The 21,715-nt window shown below is 65.8% G+C and carries 20 protein-coding genes; 15 read left to right on the top strand and 5 right to left on the bottom strand.

Going from position 1 to position 21,715, the window contains the following annotated elements; all coding sequences use genetic code 11:
- Positions 1-144: 144 nt before the first annotated feature.
- Positions 145-1,377, bottom strand: coding sequence for an MFS transporter (locus tag WI560_RS01710; RefSeq protein WP_375306647.1), 1,233 nt, complete (start codon positions 1,375-1,377; stop codon positions 145-147).
- 191 nt (positions 1,378-1,568) lie between these two features.
- Positions 1,569-2,816, bottom strand: coding sequence for an MFS transporter (locus WI560_RS01705; protein ID WP_375306646.1), 1,248 nt, complete (start codon positions 2,814-2,816; stop codon positions 1,569-1,571).
- Between the two features lie 198 nt (positions 2,817-3,014).
- Here WI560_RS01705 and WI560_RS01700 point away from each other — a divergent pair, with 198 nt between their 5' ends.
- Positions 3,015-5,084: a prolyl oligopeptidase family protein gene (locus WI560_RS01700; RefSeq protein WP_375306645.1), complete on the top strand. Its 2,070-nt coding sequence runs from the start codon at positions 3,015-3,017 to the stop codon at positions 5,082-5,084.
- Between the two features lie 268 nt (positions 5,085-5,352).
- On the opposite strand, the gene WI560_RS01695 is transcribed toward WI560_RS01700, so the two are convergent.
- Positions 5,353-6,024, bottom strand: a complete 672-nt coding sequence (locus WI560_RS01695) for a DUF938 domain-containing protein (RefSeq protein ID WP_028133877.1) — start codon at positions 6,022-6,024, stop codon at positions 5,353-5,355.
- Positions 6,025-6,263: 239 nt separating this feature from the next.
- On the opposite strand from WI560_RS01695, the gene soxX reads away from it, so the two are divergent.
- The 10 genes from soxX (at position 6,264) to WI560_RS01645 (ending at position 13,867) form a co-directional block, all read left to right on the top strand.
- Complete coding sequence (gene soxX / locus WI560_RS01690; protein ID WP_375158318.1) at positions 6,264-6,614, top strand: sulfur oxidation c-type cytochrome SoxX; 351 nt, start codon at positions 6,264-6,266, stop codon at positions 6,612-6,614.
- A 24-nt stretch (positions 6,615-6,638) separates the two neighbouring features.
- On the top strand, positions 6,639-7,130 hold the full coding sequence (soxY, locus tag WI560_RS01685) for a thiosulfate oxidation carrier protein SoxY (RefSeq protein WP_375306644.1): 492 nt from the start codon (positions 6,639-6,641) through the stop codon (positions 7,128-7,130).
- Between the two features lie 13 nt (positions 7,131-7,143).
- Entirely contained in the window at positions 7,144-7,455 is a 312-nt protein-coding gene (gene soxZ, locus WI560_RS01680) for a thiosulfate oxidation carrier complex protein SoxZ (protein WP_375306643.1), read from the top strand.
- Positions 7,455-8,318, top strand: coding sequence for a sulfur oxidation c-type cytochrome SoxA (gene soxA, locus WI560_RS01675; protein ID WP_375306642.1), 864 nt, complete (start codon positions 7,455-7,457; stop codon positions 8,316-8,318). Before soxZ ends, soxA begins: the two co-directional genes overlap by 1 nt.
- Positions 8,315-8,620 (top strand): hypothetical protein, encoded by a 306-nt coding sequence (locus tag WI560_RS01670; RefSeq protein WP_375306641.1) that lies wholly within the window; start codon positions 8,315-8,317, stop codon positions 8,618-8,620. Before soxA ends, WI560_RS01670 begins: the two co-directional genes overlap by 4 nt.
- Positions 8,621-8,674: 54 nt before the next feature.
- On the top strand, positions 8,675-10,426 hold the full coding sequence (gene soxB / locus WI560_RS01665) for a thiosulfohydrolase SoxB (RefSeq protein WP_375306640.1): 1,752 nt from the start codon (positions 8,675-8,677) through the stop codon (positions 10,424-10,426).
- Positions 10,423-10,878, top strand: coding sequence for a hypothetical protein (locus tag WI560_RS01660; RefSeq protein ID WP_375306639.1), 456 nt, complete (start codon positions 10,423-10,425; stop codon positions 10,876-10,878). Before soxB ends, WI560_RS01660 begins: the two co-directional genes overlap by 4 nt.
- Before the next feature lie 289 nt (positions 10,879-11,167).
- Positions 11,168-12,205 (top strand): MBL fold metallo-hydrolase, encoded by a 1,038-nt coding sequence (locus tag WI560_RS01655; protein ID WP_375306638.1) that lies wholly within the window; start codon positions 11,168-11,170, stop codon positions 12,203-12,205.
- 89 nt (positions 12,206-12,294) lie between these two features.
- A complete protein-coding gene (locus WI560_RS01650) occupies positions 12,295-12,465 on the top strand; it encodes a hypothetical protein (RefSeq protein ID WP_257179321.1) in 171 nt (56 codons plus the stop codon).
- Positions 12,466-12,655: 190 nt separating this feature from the next.
- Entirely contained in the window at positions 12,656-13,867 is a 1,212-nt protein-coding gene (locus tag WI560_RS01645; RefSeq protein ID WP_375306637.1) for an MFS transporter, read from the top strand.
- A 199-nt stretch (positions 13,868-14,066) separates the two neighbouring features.
- Here the strand turns inward: WI560_RS01645 and WI560_RS01640 are convergent, their stop codons facing one another.
- Positions 14,067-15,416 (bottom strand): MFS transporter, encoded by a 1,350-nt coding sequence (locus WI560_RS01640; RefSeq protein ID WP_375306636.1) that lies wholly within the window; start codon positions 15,414-15,416, stop codon positions 14,067-14,069.
- Between the two features lie 142 nt (positions 15,417-15,558).
- On the opposite strand from WI560_RS01640, the gene WI560_RS01635 reads away from it, so the two are divergent.
- Genes WI560_RS01635 through WI560_RS01620 form a run of 4 tightly spaced genes read left to right on the top strand, consistent with a single transcriptional unit; the run spans position 15,559 to position 20,159 of the window.
- Positions 15,559-16,212 carry an ABC transporter ATP-binding protein gene (locus WI560_RS01635; protein ID WP_375306635.1) on the top strand — a complete coding sequence of 218 codons (654 nt, stop codon included), beginning with the start codon at positions 15,559-15,561 and terminating at the stop codon, positions 16,210-16,212.
- A complete protein-coding gene (locus WI560_RS01630) occupies positions 16,209-18,671 on the top strand; it encodes an ABC transporter permease (protein ID WP_375306634.1) in 2,463 nt (820 codons plus the stop codon). The genes WI560_RS01635 and WI560_RS01630 overlap by 4 nt, the downstream gene beginning before the upstream one ends.
- Positions 18,661-19,743, top strand: a complete 1,083-nt coding sequence (locus WI560_RS01625) for a lipocalin-like domain-containing protein (protein ID WP_375306633.1) — start codon at positions 18,661-18,663, stop codon at positions 19,741-19,743. The genes WI560_RS01630 and WI560_RS01625 overlap by 11 nt, the downstream gene beginning before the upstream one ends.
- Before the next feature lie 29 nt (positions 19,744-19,772).
- Positions 19,773-20,159: an MAPEG family protein gene (locus WI560_RS01620; protein WP_375306632.1), complete on the top strand. Its 387-nt coding sequence runs from the start codon at positions 19,773-19,775 to the stop codon at positions 20,157-20,159.
- Between the two features lie 214 nt (positions 20,160-20,373).
- Here WI560_RS01620 and WI560_RS01615 read toward each other — a convergent pair whose 3' ends face one another.
- Positions 20,374-21,567: an ABC transporter substrate-binding protein gene (locus tag WI560_RS01615; protein ID WP_375306631.1), complete on the bottom strand. Its 1,194-nt coding sequence runs from the start codon at positions 21,565-21,567 to the stop codon at positions 20,374-20,376.
- Between the last annotated feature and the right edge of the window lie 148 nt (positions 21,568-21,715).

Below are 21,715 nucleotides of genomic sequence, written 5' to 3'. Positions count from 1 at the left end.
ATCTCTCCCCGTCATTGCGAGCGTAGCAAAGCAATCCAGAGCCTTCGTACAGGTGCCGTAGGGTGGGCAAAGCGGAGCGTGCCCACGGACTTTTGCTGACTCGTCCGAAGATCGTGGGCACGGCGCATTGCGCCTTTGCCCACCCTACGCAATCTTCGCTTTTGGCTTTCCCCGCACCATGATCAGCGCCGCGGCAACAACCTCCAGCGCGACGCAGAGATAGAACGGCAGCGAATAACCGCCGGACCAGTCGCGCAAGGCCCCGACGACGCCCGGGCCGAAAGCGTAGGTGACCTGGTTGATCGCGGTGTTGAGGCTGATCAGCACGCCGAACGCGGCACTGTCGAACTCCCGCTGCACGATCAGCGACGGCAGCGTGATGAGGTTGCCGACGGAGAAGCCGAACAAGGCGCAGGCCGCAATCAGCACATAGTCGTCGTGCAGGTTGATGACGACGAGGAGCGCCGCGGCCTGGCTGAGGAACGACAGCGCGGACGCCAGGCGCTGGTTGAGGCGGTCGATCACCAGCGAGAACAGCACGCGGCCGACCACCGCCATCGCGGTCAATACCGCGACCGCGACGGCGGCACGCTCGCGGCCGATCACGGGATCGAGGAACGAGATCAGGTGCACGATGAAGCCGACCTGCGCGAACAGCACCAGGGCGAAGGCGATGGTCACCGTCAGGAAGCCGACGTCACGCAGCGCCCAGGCGCGGATCTGCGTCGATGATTGCGGCCTGGTATTCGCCGCCGCGTGCCGGCGGTGGTGATCGGGCGGCCGGCCGACGAGAACCAGGATCACCGGCAGCAGCAGCACCAGCATGGCCCCGGCGGCGATGTACATCGCGCTGGCGAAACCGACATGACCGATCAACATGACCAGCAGCGGCACGCCGGCAATGCCGCCGAAGCTGGCGCCGTTGAGCGCGAGGCTGATCGCCATGCCGCGCTTGTGGTCGAACCACAGGCTGATCGTGTTGGTGATCATGGCCAGGCTGGTGCCGGCCCAGCCGAAGGCGAGCACGGCATTGGCGAGATAGAGCTGCCAGGGCTCTCGCACCGCGCCGATCGCGACGCTGGCTGCCGCCATCGCCAGCGTGCCGGCGATGAGGCTGAGGCGCGGACCGTATGTCCGCACGGCTTCGCCGACGAACACGACGAGCAGCGCGCCGAACAGATAGAAGAACGTCGTGCCGGAGGAGATCAGCGTGGTCGGCCAGCCCCGCGCGCGCTGCAGCTCGGCGACATAGACGCTCTGGCCGTAGAAGCCGAGGCCCCAGCCGAAGGTCGCGAGCAGGAAGCAGACCGCGACGATGCGCCAGCCTTCGTAACGGAGCGAGGATTCGTCGATGGCGGCGGGCCTTGATGTGTCCACTCGTTCTTCTCGTTATCGTCTCTTCCGTCATTCCGGGTTCGATGCTGCGCATCGCCCCGGAATGACGGCAAGAACTGAAACACGCTCCGGCCGGGGACAAACCCGGCCAAGCCGACATCTAGACGACCCTCACCCGAAAATCACTTCGACCGCGATCGAAGCATCAACGCTGCTGACAGCCTCCTGCCAACCTAGACCGCGTCCGGAAACTCGCCCATCGCCGCGTCCAGCCGCGCCTTGCGACGGCGGGCCCAGGAGACCAGCGAGAGCACGATGAGGCCCAGCACGACCGGCGGAAACACCACGAGGTTCACCGCAGACCAGCCGTAATTGGCGAGCAGCTGCCCCGAGGCGAACGAGCCGAGCGCCATCATGCCGAATACCAGGAAGTCGTTGAAGGCCTGCACCTTGTTGCGCTCCTGCGGACGGTGCGTCTCCAGCACCAGTGCCGAGGCGCCGATGAAGGAGAAATTCCAGCCCACGCCGAGCACGACGAGCGTGGCCCAGAAATGCATGGCCGTGAGGCCCGAAAGGCCGATACCGGCGGCGCCCGCTTCCAGCAGCAGGCCGACGGCCACGATCTTCGGGGCGCCGAAGCGGGCGATCAGCGCGCCCGTGAAAAAGCTCGGCCCGTACATGGCGACAATGTGCCATTGAATGCCGAAATTGGAATCGGACACGGACAGGCCGCACATCTGCATGGCGAGCGGCGCCGAGGTCATCACCAGGTTCATCATGGGATAGGAGATGACGCCGCACAGCGCCGCCGCGATGAAGCGCGGCTGAGTCACGATCGTGAGCAGGGGCCGGCCGCCGTGCAGGTCGGCCGGCCCGGGCTTCGGAATGTCGACGCCGGCGACGATGCCCATTGCGATCAGCGCGACGGCCGCCTGCACCAGGAAGCTGAAGGCGAACAGATAGGGCTGCCAGACGTCCATGGTCCATTGCACGAGCTGCGGACCGAGCACGCCGGCGAACACGCCGCCCGCCATCACCCAGGACAGCGCCTTGGGCCGGTAGGCCGCGCTGGCGCCGTCGGCCGCGGCGAAGCGATAGGATTGTGCGACGGAGCCGTAGAGGCCGCCGAGGAAGGTCGCGACGCAGAACAGCGCGAACGAGCCGTGCAGAATCGCGAACGAGCCGAGCAGGCCGGTCAGCGTGCCCAAGCCCGTGCCGATGACGAAGGCGACGCGGCGGCCGAAACGGCGCGAGATCGCGCCGGTCGGCAGCGTGCCGGCGGCGAGCCCGAGCACGTACATCGACAGCGGCACGGTCGCGAGCGACATGTCGGGTGCGAGGGTGGCGCCGACGATCGAGCCGGTGGCGAAGATCACGGCCGAGTTGGCACCGGTCAGCGCCTGGGCTGCGGCGAGGCGCACCACATTGGCGCGCGCGCGGGCGTCGTCGGCGATCTCGTGGGCTGCAGTCACGTCAAGCATCGGCTTTTCCGCCCCAATGGGCTCTCAGGGCTCTGTTGATTCCCGGCACTATGGAGGGACGCAGGAGGGCGGGCAACCGGCGCAAACGGGCGCAGGCCATGCCTCTGACGCAATCGGTGCAATGATAGCGGCTCGCGCCCTTGACGGCTTGCGCTCGATCAAATCTGATCCGCCGCAATTCTCCCGGGAGTTTCCTTCATGTCCGTCGACGACCGGCCCACGCTTCAAGCTCCCGACGACGATCCCTTCCTGTGGCTGGAGGAGATCGAAGGCAAGCAGGCGCTCGATTTCGTCGAGCGGCAGAATCAGCTGACGCTGCAGGCGTTCGGCGGCAAGGCCTACGAGCACGACCGCGACGTCCTGGCTGCGATCTACGACCGGCCCGACAACATTCCCTATGTCACCCGGCGCGGCTCCGACCTGCACAATCTTTGGAAGGATGCCGCCAACCCGCGCGGCCTGTGGCGGCGGACGACGCTTGCGGAGTTTCGCAAAACCACCCCTGCGTGGGAGACCATGCTGGATATCGACAAGCTCGCCGCGAGCGAAGGCGAGGACTGGCTGCTCAGCGGGATCGCCACCATGCCGGGAAGCTCGCGCGCGGTCCTGAGCCTGTCGCGCGGCGGCAGCGACGCCGTGACGCTGCGGGAATTCGACATGGCGACGAAGAGCTTCGTGGCGGACGGCTTTACGCTGCCGGAGGCGAAGGGCGGTCTCGACTGGCTCGATGCCGATACGCTGCTGCTGTCGAGCGCGCATGGCGAGGGCATGGCGACGAGCTCGGGCTATGCTCGAACGGTCCGGCTGTGGCGGCGCGGCCAGCCCGTCGATCAAGCTGAGGTGATCATCGAGACCGTTGCCGATCACATGATGATTCATGGCATGGTCGACGACACCGGCCCTGAGCCGAGGGCCTGGATCGTCGACCAGATCGATTTCTTCAATCACGCGATCTGGCTGCGCGACGCAGCCGGCAGCATGACGAAGCTCGATCTGCCGACCGGCATCTGGCTGCAGGCCCATGGCGACTGGTTCGCGATGAAGCTGCGCAAGGACTGGACGGCCGGAGGCCGGACCTACGCCACCGACACCGTGCTCGGCATCTCGCTCTCGGCATTCCTCGCCGGCAGCCGCGATTTTGCGGTGCTGTTCGAGCCGGCGCCGCGGCGCGCGTTGCAGGGCCTGTTCTGGGCGGCGGGCAGGCTCGTGCTGTCGATCCTCGACGAGCTGCGGCCGCGCTTCGAGATCCGCACGCCGTCCGCGACCGGCTGGAGCCGCGAAACGCTTGCCGGCCTGCCTGAGATCGGCGTCGTCGACGTCTGGCCGCTCGATCGTCACCCCTCCGAGAGCAACGGCGATCTGCTCGCCAACGTGCAGGATCCGCTCACGCCGCCGTCGCTGCTGTTGCTCGAACGCGGGGTCGCCAGCCCGATCGTGCTGAAGCAGGCGCCGAAGACCTTCACCGCCGACGGACTCGTGGTGACGCAGCACGAGGCGGTCTCGATCGACGGCGAGCGCATTCCCTATGTGCAGACCGGCCCCGCCAAGGAGACCGGCGATGCACCGGTCTATATGAGCGCCTATGGCGGCTTCGCGCTTGCGGTGAAGCCTTACTACAATTCCTCGCTCGGCAAGCTGTGGCTGGAGCGCGGCGGCACGACGGTGCAGGCGAATTTGCGCGGCGGCGGCGAGTTCGGCACGCGCTGGCACGATGCCGGGCGGCTCGCGGGCAAGAAGCTGTCGCACGACGATTTCGCGGCGGTCGCGGCCGATCTCGTGCGCCGCGGCGTGACGCAGCCGAAGCGCATCGCCGCGCAGGGCGGCTCGAACGGCGGCATCCTCATCACCAACATGCTGGTGCGCTATCCCGAGCGCTTCGGCGCGCTGTTCTGCACCATCCCGCTGATCGACATGCGCCGCTACACCAGGCTGCTCGCGGGCGCGAGCTGGATGGCGGAATATGGCGATCCCGACAAGCTCGAGGAATGGGACTGGCTGAAGACCTACTCGGCCTACCATAATGTGAGGGCCGGTCAGTCCTATCCGCCGATCCTGATCGCCACCACGCGACGCGACGACCGCGTCCATCCCGGCCACGCGCGCAAGATGGCGGCGAAGCTGCAGGCGATGGGCTATGAAGCCTGGTTCTACGAGCCGGCCGCCGGCGGCCACGGCTACGGCAAGGACAACAAGGAGCGCGCCGGCTTCGAGGTGCTGGGCTATCGGTTCCTGAAGGAGAAGATCGGGTGGCGGGACGGCGAGGCGTGATCACTCCTGGGGTTGCCTGCCCCGTTGTGAAGACACCATCTCCCCAGCCCTCCCCGCAGGCCCAGGCTTTAGCATGTGAGCTCTTGCACTTGGGGCGTGATAGTCTCCATATCGTCATGGCCGGGCTTGTCCCGGCCATCCACGCCTTGCCATGCCGCGCGGAGAACGTGGATGCCCGGGACAAGCCCGGGCATGACGACCTCTTGTGACGCGCGATATGCGATAGCCCTCCCCCGCAGGCGGGGGAGGGAGCGCACTGGCTGCGTAGCTACCGCGCAAACACCAGCGTGAGATTGTTCGCGGGCATGTCGATGGAATCGACGAGGCGAAGGCCCACGGCGGTCGCGAGGGTCTCGACATCGCCGATATCGCGCACGCCCCATTCGGGATTGCCTTCGCGCAAGGAGGTGTCGAACACCGCATTGCTGAGCGCGGTGTGCTTGCCGTCGCGCTTGAAGGGGCCGTAGAGGAACAGCTTGCCGTCGGCGCGCAGATAGCGGCCGGCGCCGGCGAACAGGCCCTCTGCCACGGCCCAGGGCGCGATGTGGATGACATTGGCGCAGAACACGGCGGCAAGGCTCGTCGGCGCCTGCCCGCTCTTCATCTCGGGACACCAGTCTGGATCGGTGAGATCGATCCGCAGCGGTGAGCGGACGTTTGGCAGGCCGGCATAGACGCGCCAGGCCTCGATGCTCCTGAGATGGCGCTGATTGAGGTCGCTCGGCCACCAGACCAGGCCGGGCGTGTGGCGGGCGAAATGGACCACGTGCTGCCCTGTTCCGCTGCCGAGCTCGACCACGTTGCCGGTCAGGCCAGCGAGTTGCTGTTCCAGCGCCGCCCAGATCGGCACGTGATTGCGATGGAACGCCGGCGCGTCGAGCCGCCCATCCGGCTCGACCCGTCCACCATCCCTGCCAAACTCGACGACATATTCAGCCAAGCGAGATCCCCAAAATATGCGAACAGAAAAGGAAAGGCCCGAGGGCCAAACGCCCTAGAATAATTTGCTAGTGCCGCCCTATTGGATGAACGAACTATCTCATGGGTTGCAATGCGGAGGATATTAACTCCATTTTGCCGCGTGCATAGTCTTGATTGTCAGGCGATGCCCTTTGTGCTTTGGAACGCGCTATATATTTCCACAAATGAGATCATCGACATAACGCTCGGGACGATGCCTTGACCGCTTTTCCTTGCAAGCCTGCCATCCTGGTGGCGCTGGTCCTCTGCGCCGGCACGGCTGCGGCATGGGCGCAATCCAGTGTGGCCGACGGCCAAAAGCTCGCGTTCGACCGCGGCAAGGGCAATTGCCTGACCTGCCACGTCATCAAAGGCGGCGACCTGCCGGGAACGATCGGTCCGGAGCTGAAGGACCTCAAGGCCAAGTATCCCGACCGCAACGAGCTGACCGCGATCATCTTCGACGAGACCAAGCGCAATCCGCAGACCATGATGCCGCCGTTCGGCCGCAACCGGATTTTGACCGAGCAGGAGATCAGCGCGATCGTTGATTTCCTGCAGACCCTGTAACGGCCGGCTGCCAGGAGACCAGAGATGACCATGACCACCGGCCCCCTTGCGACACGGCGCCTGATCCTTCAGGGCGCGGCCTCCGTCGCACTGCTCGGCCTTGGCAATCTGCCGTTCGCCGCCGCTCCCGCGCGCGCCGCGGCCAACGACAAATATCCGGAAGAGGCCTTCAAGCAGAAGCACGAGGCCGACGCGATCAAGGCGCTCTACGGCAAGACCGCCGAGCCCTCGGACAAGGTCAAGCTGGATGCGCCCGAGATCGCCGAGAACGGCGGCGTCGTGCCGGTGTCGGTGACGACGACGCTCGACAAGGTGAGCTCGATCTCGTTCCTCGTGGCCGAGAACCCGTACGCGCTCGCGGCGTCCTACAAGATCGCCGAGGGCACGCTTCCGGCCGTCGCCAACCGGCTGAAGATGGCCAAGACCACCAAACTGGTCGCCATCGTCGAAGCCGACGGCAAGCTCTACAGCGCGACCAAGGAAGTGAAGGTCACCGTCGGCGGCTGCGGCGGCTAGGAGGATCGGTCCGATGGCATCAAGCATTCGCGTGCGCGCAACATCCAACGGCGACATCACCGAGGTGCAGGCGCTGATCCAGCATCCCATGGATACCGGCCTGGTCAAGAATCCCAAGGGCGAGCTGATTCCCGCGCACTTCATCCAGCAGCTGAAATTCGAATGGAACGGCAAGGACGTCTTCGTCGCCGATTGGGGCACCGCGGTCTCCAAGGATCCCTATGTGAAGTTCAGCTTCAAGGGCGCCAAGAAGGGCGACGAGCTCAAGATCTCCTGGACCGATAACAAGGGTGGCTCGGACACGACCACCGCGAAGATCGCGTGATGAAGACCCGGTCTGCCCTGCGGCTTGGCTCGCTCAGCGCCGCGCTCGTTGCGTTCGCCCTCACCGCTCCGCGCGTCGTCGCGGCCGACAAGGTCGATCCCGTGGCCGACGCCAAGGCGTTCCAGAACTTCTTCTTCCAGAAGTTTCCTGACGTGAAGCACGAGGACTTCGTCAACGGCCCATACTCCATGAACGCCGACTTGAAGCGGCAGTGGCAGGAGAAGGAGGAATTCCCGCCCTACGAGTTCGCGCTCGAGGCCGGCAAGGAGATGTTTGCGACGCCGTTCAAGAACGGCAAGACCTATGCCGACTGCTTCCCGAACGGCGGTATCGGCGTCCGCCAGAACTATCCCTATTTCGACACGAAGGAAGGCAAGGTCATCACGCTGGAGCTCGCGCTCAACCGCTGCCGCGAGGCCAATGGGGAGGCGCCCTATTCCTACGTCAAGGACGAGATGGCCTCGCTGACCGCCTACATGGCCTACACCTCGCGCGGCAAGCCGATGGACATCAAGATCCCCGACGATCCGCGCGCGCTCGCAGCCTTCGAGAACGGCAAGCGCTATTTCTACACTCGCCGCGGCCAGATGAACTTCTCCTGCGCAAGCTGCCATGTGCAGAGCCCGGGCGAGCGCATCCGCGCCGAGATCCTGGCGCCGGCGCTCGGCATCGTGAACGCGATGCCGATCTACCGCTCTGAATGGAGCGGCATGGGCACGACCAGCCGCCGCTTCGTCACCTGCAACAGCCAGACCCGCGCGGTTCCGCTGGAGCCGCAGGCGGACGAATACCGCGACGTCGAATATTTCCTGTCCTACGTCGCCAACGGTCTGCCGATATCGGGCCCGGGAGCGCGGCCATGAAGCGGACACTTGCTCTCGCCATGCTGCTCGCGCTCAGCCTCGCCGCCACGGCGCGCGCGGCGACCGAAGCGGACTACAAGGCGGCGTACAGCGCCGCCGAAGCCGCATCGAAGGAGGCTGCCGGCTTGCGCAACCAGTGGACCGTGACCGTCTCGATGCTGGCCGCGGCCAGGAAGGCGGCGGATGGCGGCGATTTCGACCGCGCCACCGCCGCAGCCAAGGAGGCCGAGGCGCTGGCAAAGGCGTCGATCTTCCAGGCGACGTCTGAAAAAGAAGCCTGGAAGGCGATGGAAATCCGCTAGACTGGCCTCAACTGGACCAGTCTTGCGACCATTGAGGGCGCGGAGAATTTTTGGATGGCGATCCGCCGCCGCGATTTCCTGAAGTCTGCAGGCCTTGCCGCCGCATCGCTTGGTCTGCCGCGGCTCGCACGAGGCGCCGAGACCGGGAGCATCTACGATCTCGAGCGGTTCGGCAATGCGCGCATCCTGCACATCACCGACACGCATGCGCAGCTGAACCCGGTTTATTTCCGCGAGCCCAGCGTCAATATCGGCATCGGCGAGATGGCCGGACGGCCGCCGCATCTGGTCGGCCGCGCCTTCCTGGAGCGGTTCGGCATCCGCTCCGACAGCGCCGATGCCTATGCCTTCACCTGTGTCGAGTTCGAGAAGTCGGCAGGCCGCTTCGGCAAGCTCGGCGGCTTTGCCCATCTGAAGACGCTGGTCGACCGCTTGCGCGGCGACGTCGGCGAGCAACGTTCGCTGCTCGTCGACGGCGGCGATCTCTGGCAAGGCACCGGGCTTGCCAATGTCATGCAGGGCCGCGACATGGTCGAGGTCGCCAACCTGCTCGGCATCGAAGCGATGACCGGACATTGGGAGTTCACCTATGGCGAGCAGGCGCTGCGCGACAATCTCGAGCGCTTCAAGGGCGAGTTCCTGGCGCAGAACGTCTTCCTGACCGAGGAAGCCGCATTCAACGACGCCCTCGCCTTCGACAAGGCCACAGGACGCGTGTTCAAGCCGTCGATGATCAAGGAGATCGGCGGCCATCGGGTCGCGATCGTCGGCCAGGCCTTCCCTTACGTGCCGATCGCGCATCCGAAGCGGTTCACGCCGGATTGGACCTTCGGCATCCGCGAGGAGGAATTGCAGAAGCTCGTCGACGCCTTGCGCGGCACCGACAAGGTCGATGCCGTCATCCTGCTGTCGCACAACGGCATGGATGTCGACCTTAAGCTCGCAAGTCGCGTCACCGGCATCGATGTCATTCTCGGCGGCCACACCCATGATGCCGTGCCGCAGCCGATTGCGGTGAAGAACGCCGGCGGCATCACGCTCGTCACCAATGCAGGCTCCAACGGAAAATTCCTCGGCGTGCTCGATCTCGCCATCGACAAAGGCAAGGTCGGCGGCGTTCGTTATCATTTGCTGCCGGTCTATTCCGAGCTGCTGAAGCCCGATCCGGCCATGGCCGAGCTGATCGGCCGGCTGCGCGCGCCGCACGTGACCGACTGGTCGGAGAAGATCGCAACGCCCGACCGCCTGCTCTATCGCCGCGGCAATTTCTCCGGACCGGTCGACGAGCTGATCTGCACCGCGCTCCGTACCGAGCTCGACACCGAGATCGCGCTGTCGCCGGGCTTCCGCTGGGGCGTCACCGCGCTGTCCGGCCAGGCGCTGACCATGGAGGATCTGCTCGCGGAGACCGCGATCACCTATCCCGAGACCTATGTGCAGGAGATGACGGGCGCCCAGATCAAGGACGTGCTGGAGGACATCTGCGACAATCTCTTCAACGCCGATCCCTACTACCAGCAGGGCGGCGACATGGTGCGCGCCGGCGGGCTCAGCTACACCTGCACTCCGACTGCCGCGATCGGCAGCCGCATCTCGGATTTGAGGATCCATAATGGCAAGGCGATCAGCGCCGGCCATCGCTACAAGGTCGCAGGCTGGGCTTCGGTCAACGGCCAGCAGGGCGCGCCGGTGTGGGACGTCGTCGGCAAATATCTGCGCTCGGGCCGGATGTTTCAGGAGCGGCTCAGCTCCGGCGTCACGCTCAAGGGGGTCGACGACAATCCAGGCATCGCGGGGCAGGGATGAAGCGCGCGCAGATCCTGTCCACACTGATACTGGCGCTGCTCGCCTTCGCCGTCCCGCCGGCCTCGGCGCAACAGGTGCCGCTCCTGGACAAGCCATTCGCCGAGCACAGAATCGTGCTGCAGCTCTCCGATGGCGATGCCAAGAAGCAAGCACTGGTGCTTAGCGTCGCCAACAACCTGCTGAAGGCCTACACTCCCGACAAGATCGCGCTCGAAGTGGTGGCGTTCGGCCCCGGCATCGACCTCCTGCTGTCGGGCAGCGAGCGCCGCAAGCAGGTGGAAAGCCTGATCGCGCAGGGCGTGCGGTTCGACATCTGCCTCAACACGGTGGACACGATCGAACGCGAAACCGGCAAGCGACCGGAGTTCATCCCCGCGGCAACACCGGTGCAGGTCGGCGTCGGGCAGATCCTGTTTCTGGCGGAGAACGGGTACACGGTAGTGAGGCCCTGATTTCGTTGGGCACAGCGTCGCCACAGAGGCGGTGTCATTCCCCGCGAAAGCGGGGGATCCAGTACGCCGCGGCCCCCCGTATCCCACGACGGCCTCTGGAATACTGGATCGCCCGCCTTCGCGGGCGATGACAGTTGTGGATGGGGCGACGGCATGGCCGACCACTCCCACACTTGCACCGCAAAAAGAATCTTCCAAATTTTCCTACGCGGACAGTGAATTACTTCTCTTTCCGGCCCGGATCGTAGTAGAATCCTCGAAAACCAGTTCCACTGCCGGACTTCCTGCCATGATCTTCCGCCAGCTCTTCGACAGCGTTTCGGGCACCTACAGCTATCTCCTTGCCAGCCGCTCCGGCGGCGAGGCACTGATCCTGGATCCCGTGCTGGAGAAGGTCGACCGCTATTGCCAATTGCTGCGCGAGCTCGACCTCAGGCTGGTCAAGGCGGTCGATACCCATCTGCATGCCGACCACGTCACCGGCCTCGGCGAGCTGCGCGACCGCACCCATTGCATGACCGTGATGGGCGACCAGACCAAGGCCGACGTGGTGGCGATGCGGGTCGCCGACGGCGACAAGGTGACGATCGAGGGCCTGTCGCTCGACGTGATGTACACGCCCGGCCACACCGACGATTCCTATTCCTATCTGATGGGCGATCGCGTCTTCACCGGCGACACGCTCCTGATCCGCGGCACCGGCCGCACCGACTTCCAGAACGGCTCCTCGCGCGCGCAGTACGATTCGATCTTCAACCGGCTGCTGAAGCTGCCGGACGAGACGATGGTGTTCCCGGCGCACGACTACAAGGGCGACACCGTCTCCACCATCGGCGAGGAGAAGCGCTACAATCCCAGGCTCCAGGTGCGCTCGGTCGACGAATATATCGAGCTGATGGCCAATCTGAAGCTGCCCAATCCGAAGATGATGGACGTGGCGGTGCCCGCCAACATGCATGTCGGCCTGCATCAGGAGGAGCTGGAGAAGGAGGGCCGCGCGCTCAACGCGACTGAAGCGATCCGCAGTCTCGGCCGGCCGGATATCCTGCTGGTCGATCTGCGCGAGGGCAACGAGCGCGCCAAGCACGGCATGCTCGAAGGCGCACTGCACGCGCCGTATCAATCGGTGGAGGAGAGCCTCAAGCCCGGCGGCATGCTGCGCGAGGTCGCAGCCGCCACCGGCCGCCGCATCGTGTTCTTCTGCGCCTTCGGCGAACGCTCGGCGATGGCGGTGGCGGCGGCGAAGGAGGCCGGCCTTGCCAACACAGCGCACATCGCCGGCGGCCTGGATGCCTGGAAGAAGGCCGGCGGGCCGCTCGTGCACTGACGGGCCCACGTAGCTTCTTGAGATAAGTCAGCAGCCGCCCACATATTCGGACTAGGATCGGATGCAGCATCACCATCCGGGACCAAGCCATGAGCAAGACTGCCAAGCCGAGCGCGCCGCCCAAGCCTGCCGACGAGAAGCCGGCGGACAGCAAGGCGAAGAAGCCGCTGCCACGCGACATCGACGACGACGATTACGAAGACGGCGACATCGCAACACCGAAGCGTGACCGCTACGGGCCGGATGACGACCCGTTGTGAGGTCTTAGTCCCGTACTCCGCCGTCGTCCCCGCGTAGTGCGCAATTGCGCACTCGGCAGGGACGACAGCGTGGAGGCACCTCGGCGTCGTCACTCCCCCGCCCGCCCTACCTGCCATGCGCTTGCGTTCATGGACAAATAACCGCCCTTCGATAGTTTCCGCATCCCGAAGGAAGTAAAACGGAACTGCAATGGTCGACGTTCTCGCCGCACCGCAGCAAGGCAAGGCGGACAGCGCGCTGCGCACGCTGACGGGAATCTCGATCGCGCATTGGGTCAGCCACTTTCATCTGCTGGTCCTGCCGATGCTGTTCCCGTTTCTCAAAGCGCAGCTCGGCGTCGGCTATATCGAGCTCGGCTTCGCGCTCACCGTGTTCGCGGTGGTGTCCGGGCTGACGCAGGCGCCGACCGGCTATCTCGTCGATCATTTTGGCGCGCGCAGGATCCTGCTGATCGGCCTCACGCTGGGCGGTTTCGCGCTGATCCTGCTCGGCCTGCATCTCAGCTATGTCTCGCTGATTGCCTGCGCCGTGCTGCTGGGCCTCGCCAACAGCGTCTATCATCCCGCGGACTATGCGATCCTGGCCGCGCACATGGACGAGGCGCGGATGGGCCGCGCCTTCTCGATCCACACCTTTGCCGGCTTTCTCGGCGGCGCGGTGGCGCCGGCGATCGTGGCGGCGCTCGTCGCCCTGTCCGGCGGCGTCGGCGCGCTGATCGCATCGGGCGCGATCGGCATTCTGGTGGCGCTGCTGCTGCTCGTCATGAACATTCCCGACGCCGGCGCCAGCAAGGCAAAGCCGGGCGCGGAGAACACGCCGAAGCAGGCGGTCATCACCCCGGCGCTGATCACGCTGACGGCGCTGTTCATGCTGCTCAGCCTGTCCGTGGCCGGCATCAACAATTTCGGCGTCGTCGCGCTGATGAGCGGCTACGGCACGTCCTATTCGGCAGCCAACGTCATGCTGACGGCGTTCCTCGGCGCCAGCGCCGCCGGCGTGCTCGCCGGCGGCTTCCTCGCCGACCACACCGAACGCCACGGCTATGTCGCAGCGGCCTGCTTTGCCGTGAACGCGGCCATCGTGCTGCTGATCGCGCTGGTGACGCTGCCCGGCTGGGCCTTGACCGCGGCGATGACGGTCGCGGGCTTCCTCTCCGGCGTGATCGCCCCGTCGCGCGACATGCTGGTGCGTAACGCCGCGCCGGCGGGCGCCGCGGGGCGCGCCTTCGGCATCGTCTCCACCGGCTTCAATCTCGGCGGCATCGTCTCGCCGCTGCTGTTCGGCTGGATCATGGACCAGAACGCGCCGCACTGGGTGTTCGGCGCGTCCGTGATCTTCATGGTGGCGACGGTGGTGCTGTCGCCGTTCACGGAACGGAAGCGGGAAGGTTCTGCGAATTGAGCGGTCGATGTAGCTACAAATTCAACTGTCGTCCCCGCGAAGGCGGTGACCCATAATCACAGGGAGAAGTTGCGGCGCGAAGCTGGTCACTCCGAGTCATCGCCAAACTTATCCCTGTGGTTATGGGTCCCGGATCTGCGCGCGCTTGGGCGCGCTTGTCCGGGACGACAGTTGTGATTGGAGCGGGCGGTTCGCAGCCCTACGTCGGCGACACCGCGCCCTTCAGCGCGCTGGCCTGTGCCGCGGCACCACGGGTCAACCTCGCCCTCTCCGTGTTCGGCCACAGCAGCAGCAGGCCGAGCAGACCGGAGCCGACCATGATCACGGCGTTGATGGTGAAGCCGGTCATGTAGCCGTCGAGCGTGCTGCCGGCACGCTGGATCGTCGCGCCCATCACGGCCGGCGCGATGATGCCGGCCAGCGTGTACAGCGCACCGTAGATCGCGAGGATGGCGCCGCGCTGCGAGGTCGGCGTGAACTCGCCGAGCATCGGCGGGCAGACGACATAGATCGCGCCGCACAGGCCCGAGCCGACCACCAGCAGCGCGATCTGCAGGCCCGCACCCTGAACATGCGGCATCATCGCCAGGATCAGCCCACCGATCACCAGCGGCACCGAGCCGAGCACGCCGCGTGCCACGCGGGTGTTGTAGCCGCGCGCCATCATCACCTGCGAGATCCATCCGGTGAGAATGACGATGGTGGCGCCGAACACCCAGGGCAGGATCGAGACGAAGCCCGCCTGGCTCTGCGAGAAGCCGAGGCCCTTGACGATGAACGGCGTGAACCAGGTCAGGCCGAGCGACAGCGCCCAATAGGCACCGAAGGTCGCGGCGACGCAGCCGATGAAGGTGCGCGAGGTGAGAAGCTGCAAGTAGGGAATTTTCTGCTCGGTCTCGGCAAGGACCTGCGTGTCCTCCAGCGGCCCTTCCTTGCCGAGCACGAGCCAGGCCGCAACCCAGATCAGGCCGACGATTCCGAGCGCGCCGAAGGCATAGTGCCAGGAATGATTGACGATGACCCAGTTCAGCGCCGGCACCGCCAGGATGACGCCGAAGGCCGAGCCCTGCGACAGGATCGCGGTCGGCAGCGTGCGCTTCTCGTCGGGGAACCATTTGTAGATCGCGTGCGCGGCGACCGAGAAGGCCGGGCCTTCGCCGGCGCCCAGCACGATGCGGCAGATCAGGAGCGTGGTGAAGGAGACGGTGCCGACCATCGGAAACTGCGCCAGCGCCCAGATCACCGCGAGCGTCAGCAGCACCCAGCGCGTCGGCACCTTGTTGACGATGAAGCCGACCACGATGGCGGCGATCGAGAACAGGAAGAAGAACGAGGAGCCGAGCAGGCCGAACTGCTCCGGCGAAAGCTTCAGATCGGTCATGATCGGCACGCCGGCGAGCCCGACGACGATCTTGTCCGCAAAGTTCACGACCATGAAGAGAAAGAGGAGAAAGGTGACGGTCCAGGCGCCCTTCGGCGTTGGCTTCGCCGAATCCCTGGACTGCCCTGCCGTCCTGCCCGCCGCATCGGGCGTTCCCTGAGCGCTCATCGTTCTCCCCGCATGTCTTTTTGGCACCTTTTTGATTTGGCCGTTTTGGAAGCTAACAACGGGTTCGAGACCAACGCAACCCGGCATTTCCACAGCAAGTGTGCTACGCAACAAGTCCTCATTCCGTCCGGCGCCATTCATCGTGCTGAGCATCCGAAATCTTTCCAAGACCTTCTCCTCGGCCGGCGAACCGGTCCATGTGCTGCGCGGCGTCGATCTCGACCTCGGCAAGGGCGAGCGCATCGCGCTGACCGGCGAGTCCGGCAGCGGCAAGAGCACGCTGCTGCACCTGATCGCGGGATTGGACGCCGCCGATGGCGGCACGATCCGGCTGGAGGACGTCGAGGTCACCAAGCTCTCCGATGCCGGTCGCGCCAGCTTGCGCCGCGACCGGATCGGCCTGGTTTTTCAGCAGTTCAACCTGATCCCGAGTCTTTCGGTCGCGGATAATCTGGTGTTTCAGGCGCGGATCGCCGGCCGTCACGATGCAGCCTGGACCAACGAGTTGACCGAACGGCTCGGGCTTGGATCACTCCTGAAGCGCTATCCCGAGCAATTGTCCGGCGGTCAGCAGCAACGGGTCGCGATTGGCCGGGCCTTGGCGACAAAGCCCTCGCTGCTGCTGGCGGACGAGCCGACCGGCAATCTCGACGAAGACACCGCCGAGGACGTGCTTGCGCTGGCGCGCGACCTTGTCGCGCGCACTGGCTGCGGCTTCCTGATGGTGACGCACAGCCTGCATCTGGCCGCAACACTCGACCGCCACCTCACCCTGCATGCGGGGCGGATCGCATGAGACGCGCGCTCTGGATCCTTGCGGTGCTGCTCAGCCATTGGCGACGTCACAAGATGCAGTTCGCGACGCTTCTGATCGGGCTGATCGCGGCGACCGCGCTGTGGAGCGGCGTGCAGGCCATCAACCAGCAGGCCCGCACCGCCTATGACCGCGCCGCAGCGACATTCGGCGGCACCCGCACCGCGATGCTGGTGGCACCGCATGCGGCAACTTTCCCGCAGGATCTCTTCGTAGAGCTCCGCCGCGCCGGCTGGCCGGTGTCACCGACACTGGAAGGCCGGGTCCAGATCAACGGCCGCTCGGTGCGGCTGCTCGGGATCGAGCCGGTGACGCTGCCAGCCGAAATCGGCAATGCGCCGCGCCTCGGTGCCGCGGATTTGAGCAGCTTCGTGGCGCCGCCGGGCCAGACATTGGCGGCACGCGAGACGCTGAGCGACTTGCAGGCAGCGGAAGGCGCGGCACCTGCGATCAGCAACGGCGCAACACTGCCGCCGCTACGCGTGCTGCCGCAGCTCGCGCCCGGCGTGCTGGTGGTCGATATCGGCGTGGCGCAGCGCCTGCTGAACAAGCCGAACCAGCTGTCGCGGCTGCTGATCGGCAAGCCCAAGAGCAGGCCCGCGCCGCTGGCCAGCGTCGTCGGCGACCAATTGCAGCTGGTCGAGCCGAATGCGGAGACCGAGCTGGAGCGCCTCACCGACAGCTTCCATCTCAACCTCACGGCGTTCGGCCTGTTGTCGTTCTTCGTCGGGCTCTTCATCGTCAACTCCGCCGTCGGCCTCGCCTTCGAGCAGCGGCTGCCGATGCTGCGGACGCTGCGCGCCTGCGGTGCCTCGGCGCGGCTCGTCAACACCGTGCTGGTGGTCGAGCTCGTCGCGTTGGCACTGGTCGCAGGGTTGATCGGGCTCGTGTGCGGCTATTTCATTGCCGCGGTGCTGCTGCCTGACGTCGCGGCTTCGCTGCGCGGGCTCTATGGCGCGCAGATCCCGGGGCAGCTCAGCTTGCGGCCCGAATGGTGGCTCGCCGGCATCGGCATCAGCATTGCGGGCGCGCTGGTCGCGGCGGCCACCAGCCTGATCAAGGCGATCACGATGCCTGTGCTGGCGACGGCGCAGCCGCGCGCCTGGCAGCAGCGGCAGCGCCGCTGGCTGGTCCTGCAAAGCTGTGCGGCCGGCGCCGTGTTCGTGGGCGCGCTGCTGCTGCTGCGCTACGGCGAATCGCTGATCGCGGGCTTTGGCTTGCTGGCGGCCTTGATGCTCGGCGCGGCCCTGATCCTGCCGGCCTTCCTCGAGCTCCTCCTGCTCGCAGGCCAACGTGCCGCGCGAAGACCGCTGGCGCTGTGGTTCTGGGCGGACAGCCGGCAGCAGCTCTCCGGCCTGTCGCTGGCGCTGATGGCGCTGCTGCTGGCGCTTGCCGTCAATGTCGGGGTATCCACCATGGTGGAGACGTTCAGCCGCACCTTCCTCGGCTGGCTGAACGGACGGCTCGCCGCCGACGTCTACATCAGCGCCTCCGACAACGCGCAAGGTGTCGCGATCCGCAACTGGCTGAAGGAACGCAGCGACGTGCAGGCGATCCTGTCGGGCGGGCGCGCCGAAGCGCAGCTTCAGGGCCAACCGGTGGAGCTGCTCGGCCTGCCCGATCACGCGCTGTATCGCGAGCGCTGGCCGCTGCTGGACGCCGCGCCCCAGGCCTGGACCCGGCTGGTCCCCGGCAACGCCGCCTTCATCAGCGAGCAGCTCAGCCGCCGCCTGAATGTCCGCATCGGCGACGTCGTCGCGGTGCCGGCACCTGGCGGAACCTGGGAGCTCGACATCGTCGGCATCTATGCCGATTACGGCAATCCCAGGGGACAGCTGACCGTGAACGTCGCGGCGCTGATCCGGCAATTTCCGCAGACGCCGCAGACGCGGATCGGCCTGATCGTCGCGAAGGAGAACATATCGGGCCTGATCTCGGCGTTGCAGAAGCAGTTCGCGCTCGACGACCGCAGCGTCGCCGACCAGTCGACGGTGAAGGCGGAATCGATCCGCATCTTCAACCGCACCTTTGCGGTGACCTCGGCGCTGAACGCCTTCACGCTCGGTGTCGCCGGGATCGCGCTCTTCACGAGCCTGCTCACGCTGGCGAATTCCCGCCTGCCGCAGCTCGCGCCGCTATGGGCGATCGGCATCACGCGGCCGCGCCTTGCCGCGATCGAGCTGGCCAAGACGCTCTCGGTGGCGCTGTTCACGGCGCTGCTGGCCGTGCCGCTCGGCCTCGTGGTGGCGTGGTGCCTGGTCGCGATCGTGAACGTGAAGGCGTTCGGCTGGCGGCTGCCGTTCCACGTGTTTCCGGAGCAATTGGTCGGGCTGGTCGCGGTGGCGCTGCTGGCCTCGCTGCTGGCGGCCCTCCTGCCGGTGGTGCGGCTGGCGCGGATGCAGCCGGCGAGCCTCGTCAAGGTGTTTGCCAATGAGCGCTGATCGCATCTCGCGCCGCGCCTTCGCCGGCGGCATTGCCGCGCTGGCGCTCGCGCACCGCGCCGCTGCGCAAGGCTATGCCGGGCTCGGCGAAACCGCGGACGGCTTTGCGAAGGTGACGCCGGGACGACCGTTTGCCTTTCCGGCCGATCACGGGCCGCATCCGGAGTTTCGCATCGAGTGGTGGTATCTCACGGCCAACCTCGTCGACGGCCGCGGTGCGGCTTGCGGCCTGCAATGGACGCTGTTCCGCCAGGCGGCGCAGCCGGGCCCGCAAGGCGAAGGCTGGACCAATCAGCAGGTGTGGATGGCCCACGCCGCAGTGACGCGCGCCGACACTCATCGCTTCAACGAAACATTTTCGCGCGGCGGCGTCGGGCAGGCCGGGGTCACGGAAAAGCCGTTCGATGCCTGGATCGACGATTGGCAAATGAAGGGCCTCGAGCCCGCCGACGATCGCAATCTGGCGCCGCTGACGCTGAAGGCATCCAGCACCGACTTCAGCTACGCGGTGACGCTCGAGACTGATCGTCCGGTCGTGCTGCAGGGTGATCGCGGCTACAGCCGCAAATCGGAGCGCGGCCAGGCGTCCTATTATTACAGCCAGCCGTTCTACCGCGCCCGCGGCACGCTCACCATCGACGACAAGCCGGTCAGTGTCTCGGGCCAGGCCTGGTTGGACAGGGAATGGAGCAGCCAGCCGCTCGACACGGATCAGACCGGCTGGGACTGGCTGTCGCTGCATCTGTCGTCGGGCGACAAGCTGATGCTGTACCGGCTGCGGCAGAAGGACGGCAGGAATCATCCGTTCGGCAATTGGATCGACGCGGCAGGCAACACGCAGATGATCGCGGGGGATGACATCCAGATGATCCCGATGGCGACGGCGGAGGTCGCAGGACGCAAGGTGCCGGTGGAATGGCAGATCGCGATCCCGTCGCGATCGTTCTCGATCCAGTGCAAGCCGCTCAATCCGAAAGCCTGGATGGGGACCGGCTTCGCCTATTGGGAAGGGCCGATCAGCTTTGCCGGAAGCCATGACGGTGTTGGTTATCTCGAGATGACCGGCTATTGAAGCCGCGACCTCTCCAAAGGAATTCCGCGATGTATCACCTCACCGCCCTCGTCACCCTGCTGGCGATTGCATTTTACTTCTTCACCATCATCAACGTCTCGCGCGCACGCACCAAGACCGGCGTCAAGGTGCCTGCGATGTCGGGCCATCCCGATTTCGACCGTGCCTTCCGCATCCAGATGAACACGCTGGAATGGCTGCCGATTGTCCTGCCGGCGCTGTGGCTGTTCGCGATCTATATCGGCGACGCCATCGCCGCGGGGCTCGGCGCAGTCTGGATCATCGGCCGCATCGTCTATTTCATCGGCTATTCGAAGGCGGCGGCCAAGCGCGGCCCAGGGTTTGCGATCCAGATACTCGCGGCGTTTGCGCTGTGGGTGGGAGCGCTGGGGGCGGTGGTGTTGCGGCTGGTGTGAGGCCATCCGGGGCTGCACATTCCGCTGTCGTCCCGGACGAGCGCAGCGAAGATTCGGGACCCATATCCACAGGGAGATGTCGTGACGCGAGTTGGCAACTCCGAGTCCCGGTAACCACGTCTGCCTGTGGTTATGGGTCCCGGATCGGCGCGCGCTTGAGGCGCGCTTGTCCGGGACGACACCGAGTGTGTGGGGCGCGCTGTGGCCTGTTCCCTCACTTCGTCAGCGGGCAGCCGCTTTCCTTCGCGGTGAAGAAGGCCTTGTCGCCGGGGACGGTGGCGAGCAGCTTGTAATAGTCCCAGGGCTTCTTCGACTCCGCGGGCTTCTTGACCTCGAACAGATACATGTCGTGGACCATGCGGCCGTTCTCGAGCACCTTGCCGCCTTGCGTGAAGTCGTCGTCGACCGGAAGCTCCTTCAGCTTCTTGGCGACGGCATCCGGATCCTTGGTGCCCGCGGCCTTGACCGCCTTCAGATAGCTCAGCGTCGCCGAGTAGGTGCCGGCCTGGATCATGTTCGGCATCCGCCCGGTGCGCTTGAGGAAGCGCTCGCCGAGATTGCGGCTCTTGTCGTTGACGTCCCAGTAGAAGCCTTCCGTCAGCACCAGGCCCTGCGCGGCCTGCAGGCCGAGGCCGTGCACTTCGGCAAGCGTCATCAGGAGGCCGGCGAGCTTCTGACCACTGGCGACGATGCCGAACTCGGACGCCTGCTTGATCGAGTTGGTGGTGTCGAGGCCGGCATTGGCGAGGCCGACGATCTTGGCCTTGGAGCTCTGCGCCTGCAGCAGGAAGGAGGAGAAGTCGGAGGAGTTGAGCGGCACGCGCACCGAGCCGACCACCTTGCCGCCGTTGGCCGTGACGATCTCGCTGGTGTCCTTCTCCAGCGCATAGCCGAAGGCGTAATCCGCGGTGAGGAAGAACCAGGTGTCGCCACCGGCCTTGGTCAACGCGCCGCCGGTGCCGACGCCGAGCGCGCGGGTGTCGTAAGCCCAGTGGAAGCCATAGGGCTGGCAGGCATCGCCTGTCAGCCGCGAGGTCGCGGCGCCGACGACGATGTCGATCTTCTTCTTTTCCTTGGAGAGCTCATGGATCGCGAGCGCGACCGAAGAGGTCGTCAGCTCCGTGATCATGTCGACGTTCTCGACGTCGTACCAGCGCCGCGCGATCGAGGCTGCAAGATCCGGCTTGTTCTGGTGGTCGGCGGTGACGAGCTCGATCTTCTGGCCGAGCACCTCGCCGCCGAAATCCTCGATCGCCATCCTGGCCGCCTCGACCGACCATTTGCCGCCGTAATCGGCATAGACGCCGGACTGGTCGTTGAGGATGCCGATCTTGACGCCTTGGGCGGAGGCCGGCGCGGCAAGCACCAGGGCGGAGGTTGCGACGGCGGCCAAAAGTGCTGATTTCATCTATTGTCTCCCAGCAGTTTCTGTTTTGAAATCGCGCGGATATTAGGGAAGAACCCCGCGCCTGCCCATCCGTTGCATGTTGGTCGTTAGTATGAAGGGCTCGCCGCACAACAACTGGTGTCGTCCCGGACGAGCGAAGCGAAGATCC

Source organism: Bradyrhizobium sp. A11, assembly GCF_042077125.1.
GTDB classification, from domain to species: Bacteria; Pseudomonadota; Alphaproteobacteria; order Rhizobiales; family Xanthobacteraceae; genus Bradyrhizobium; species Bradyrhizobium japonicum_B.
The sequence above is the reverse complement of the archived record's forward strand: the minus strand, read 5'-3'. Positions and strand labels throughout refer to the sequence as shown.

Excerpts from the sequence above, each read along its gene's own strand:
- WI560_RS01670 (WP_375306641.1), top strand. The coding sequence starts at position 8,315 with ATGAAGCGGACACTTGCTCTCGCCATGCTGCTCGCGCTCAGCCTCGCC.
- WI560_RS01625 (WP_375306633.1), top strand. The coding sequence starts at position 18,661 with ATGAGCGCTGATCGCATCTCGCGCCGCGCCTTCGCCGGCGGCATTGCC.
- WI560_RS01655 (WP_375306638.1), top strand. The coding sequence starts at position 11,168 with ATGATCTTCCGCCAGCTCTTCGACAGCGTTTCGGGCACCTACAGCTAT.
- WI560_RS01705 (WP_375306646.1), bottom strand. The coding sequence starts at position 2,816 with ATGCTTGACGTGACTGCAGCCCACGAGATCGCCGACGACGCCCGCGCG.
- soxY (WP_375306644.1), top strand. The coding sequence starts at position 6,639 with ATGACCATGACCACCGGCCCCCTTGCGACACGGCGCCTGATCCTTCAG.
- WI560_RS01700 (WP_375306645.1), top strand. The coding sequence starts at position 3,015 with ATGTCCGTCGACGACCGGCCCACGCTTCAAGCTCCCGACGACGATCCC.
- WI560_RS01650 (WP_257179321.1), top strand. The coding sequence starts at position 12,295 with ATGAGCAAGACTGCCAAGCCGAGCGCGCCGCCCAAGCCTGCCGACGAG.
- WI560_RS01645 (WP_375306637.1), top strand. The coding sequence starts at position 12,656 with ATGGTCGACGTTCTCGCCGCACCGCAGCAAGGCAAGGCGGACAGCGCG.
- soxA (WP_375306642.1), top strand. The coding sequence starts at position 7,455 with ATGAAGACCCGGTCTGCCCTGCGGCTTGGCTCGCTCAGCGCCGCGCTC.
- WI560_RS01630 (WP_375306634.1), top strand. The coding sequence starts at position 16,209 with ATGAGACGCGCGCTCTGGATCCTTGCGGTGCTGCTCAGCCATTGGCGA.
- WI560_RS01660 (WP_375306639.1), top strand. The coding sequence starts at position 10,423 with ATGAAGCGCGCGCAGATCCTGTCCACACTGATACTGGCGCTGCTCGCC.
- soxB (WP_375306640.1), top strand. The coding sequence starts at position 8,675 with ATGGCGATCCGCCGCCGCGATTTCCTGAAGTCTGCAGGCCTTGCCGCC.
- soxZ (WP_375306643.1), top strand. The coding sequence starts at position 7,144 with ATGGCATCAAGCATTCGCGTGCGCGCAACATCCAACGGCGACATCACC.
- WI560_RS01640 (WP_375306636.1), bottom strand. The coding sequence starts at position 15,416 with ATGAGCGCTCAGGGAACGCCCGATGCGGCGGGCAGGACGGCAGGGCAG.
- WI560_RS01615 (WP_375306631.1), bottom strand. The coding sequence starts at position 21,567 with ATGAAATCAGCACTTTTGGCCGCCGTCGCAACCTCCGCCCTGGTGCTT.
- WI560_RS01620 (WP_375306632.1), top strand. The coding sequence starts at position 19,773 with ATGTATCACCTCACCGCCCTCGTCACCCTGCTGGCGATTGCATTTTAC.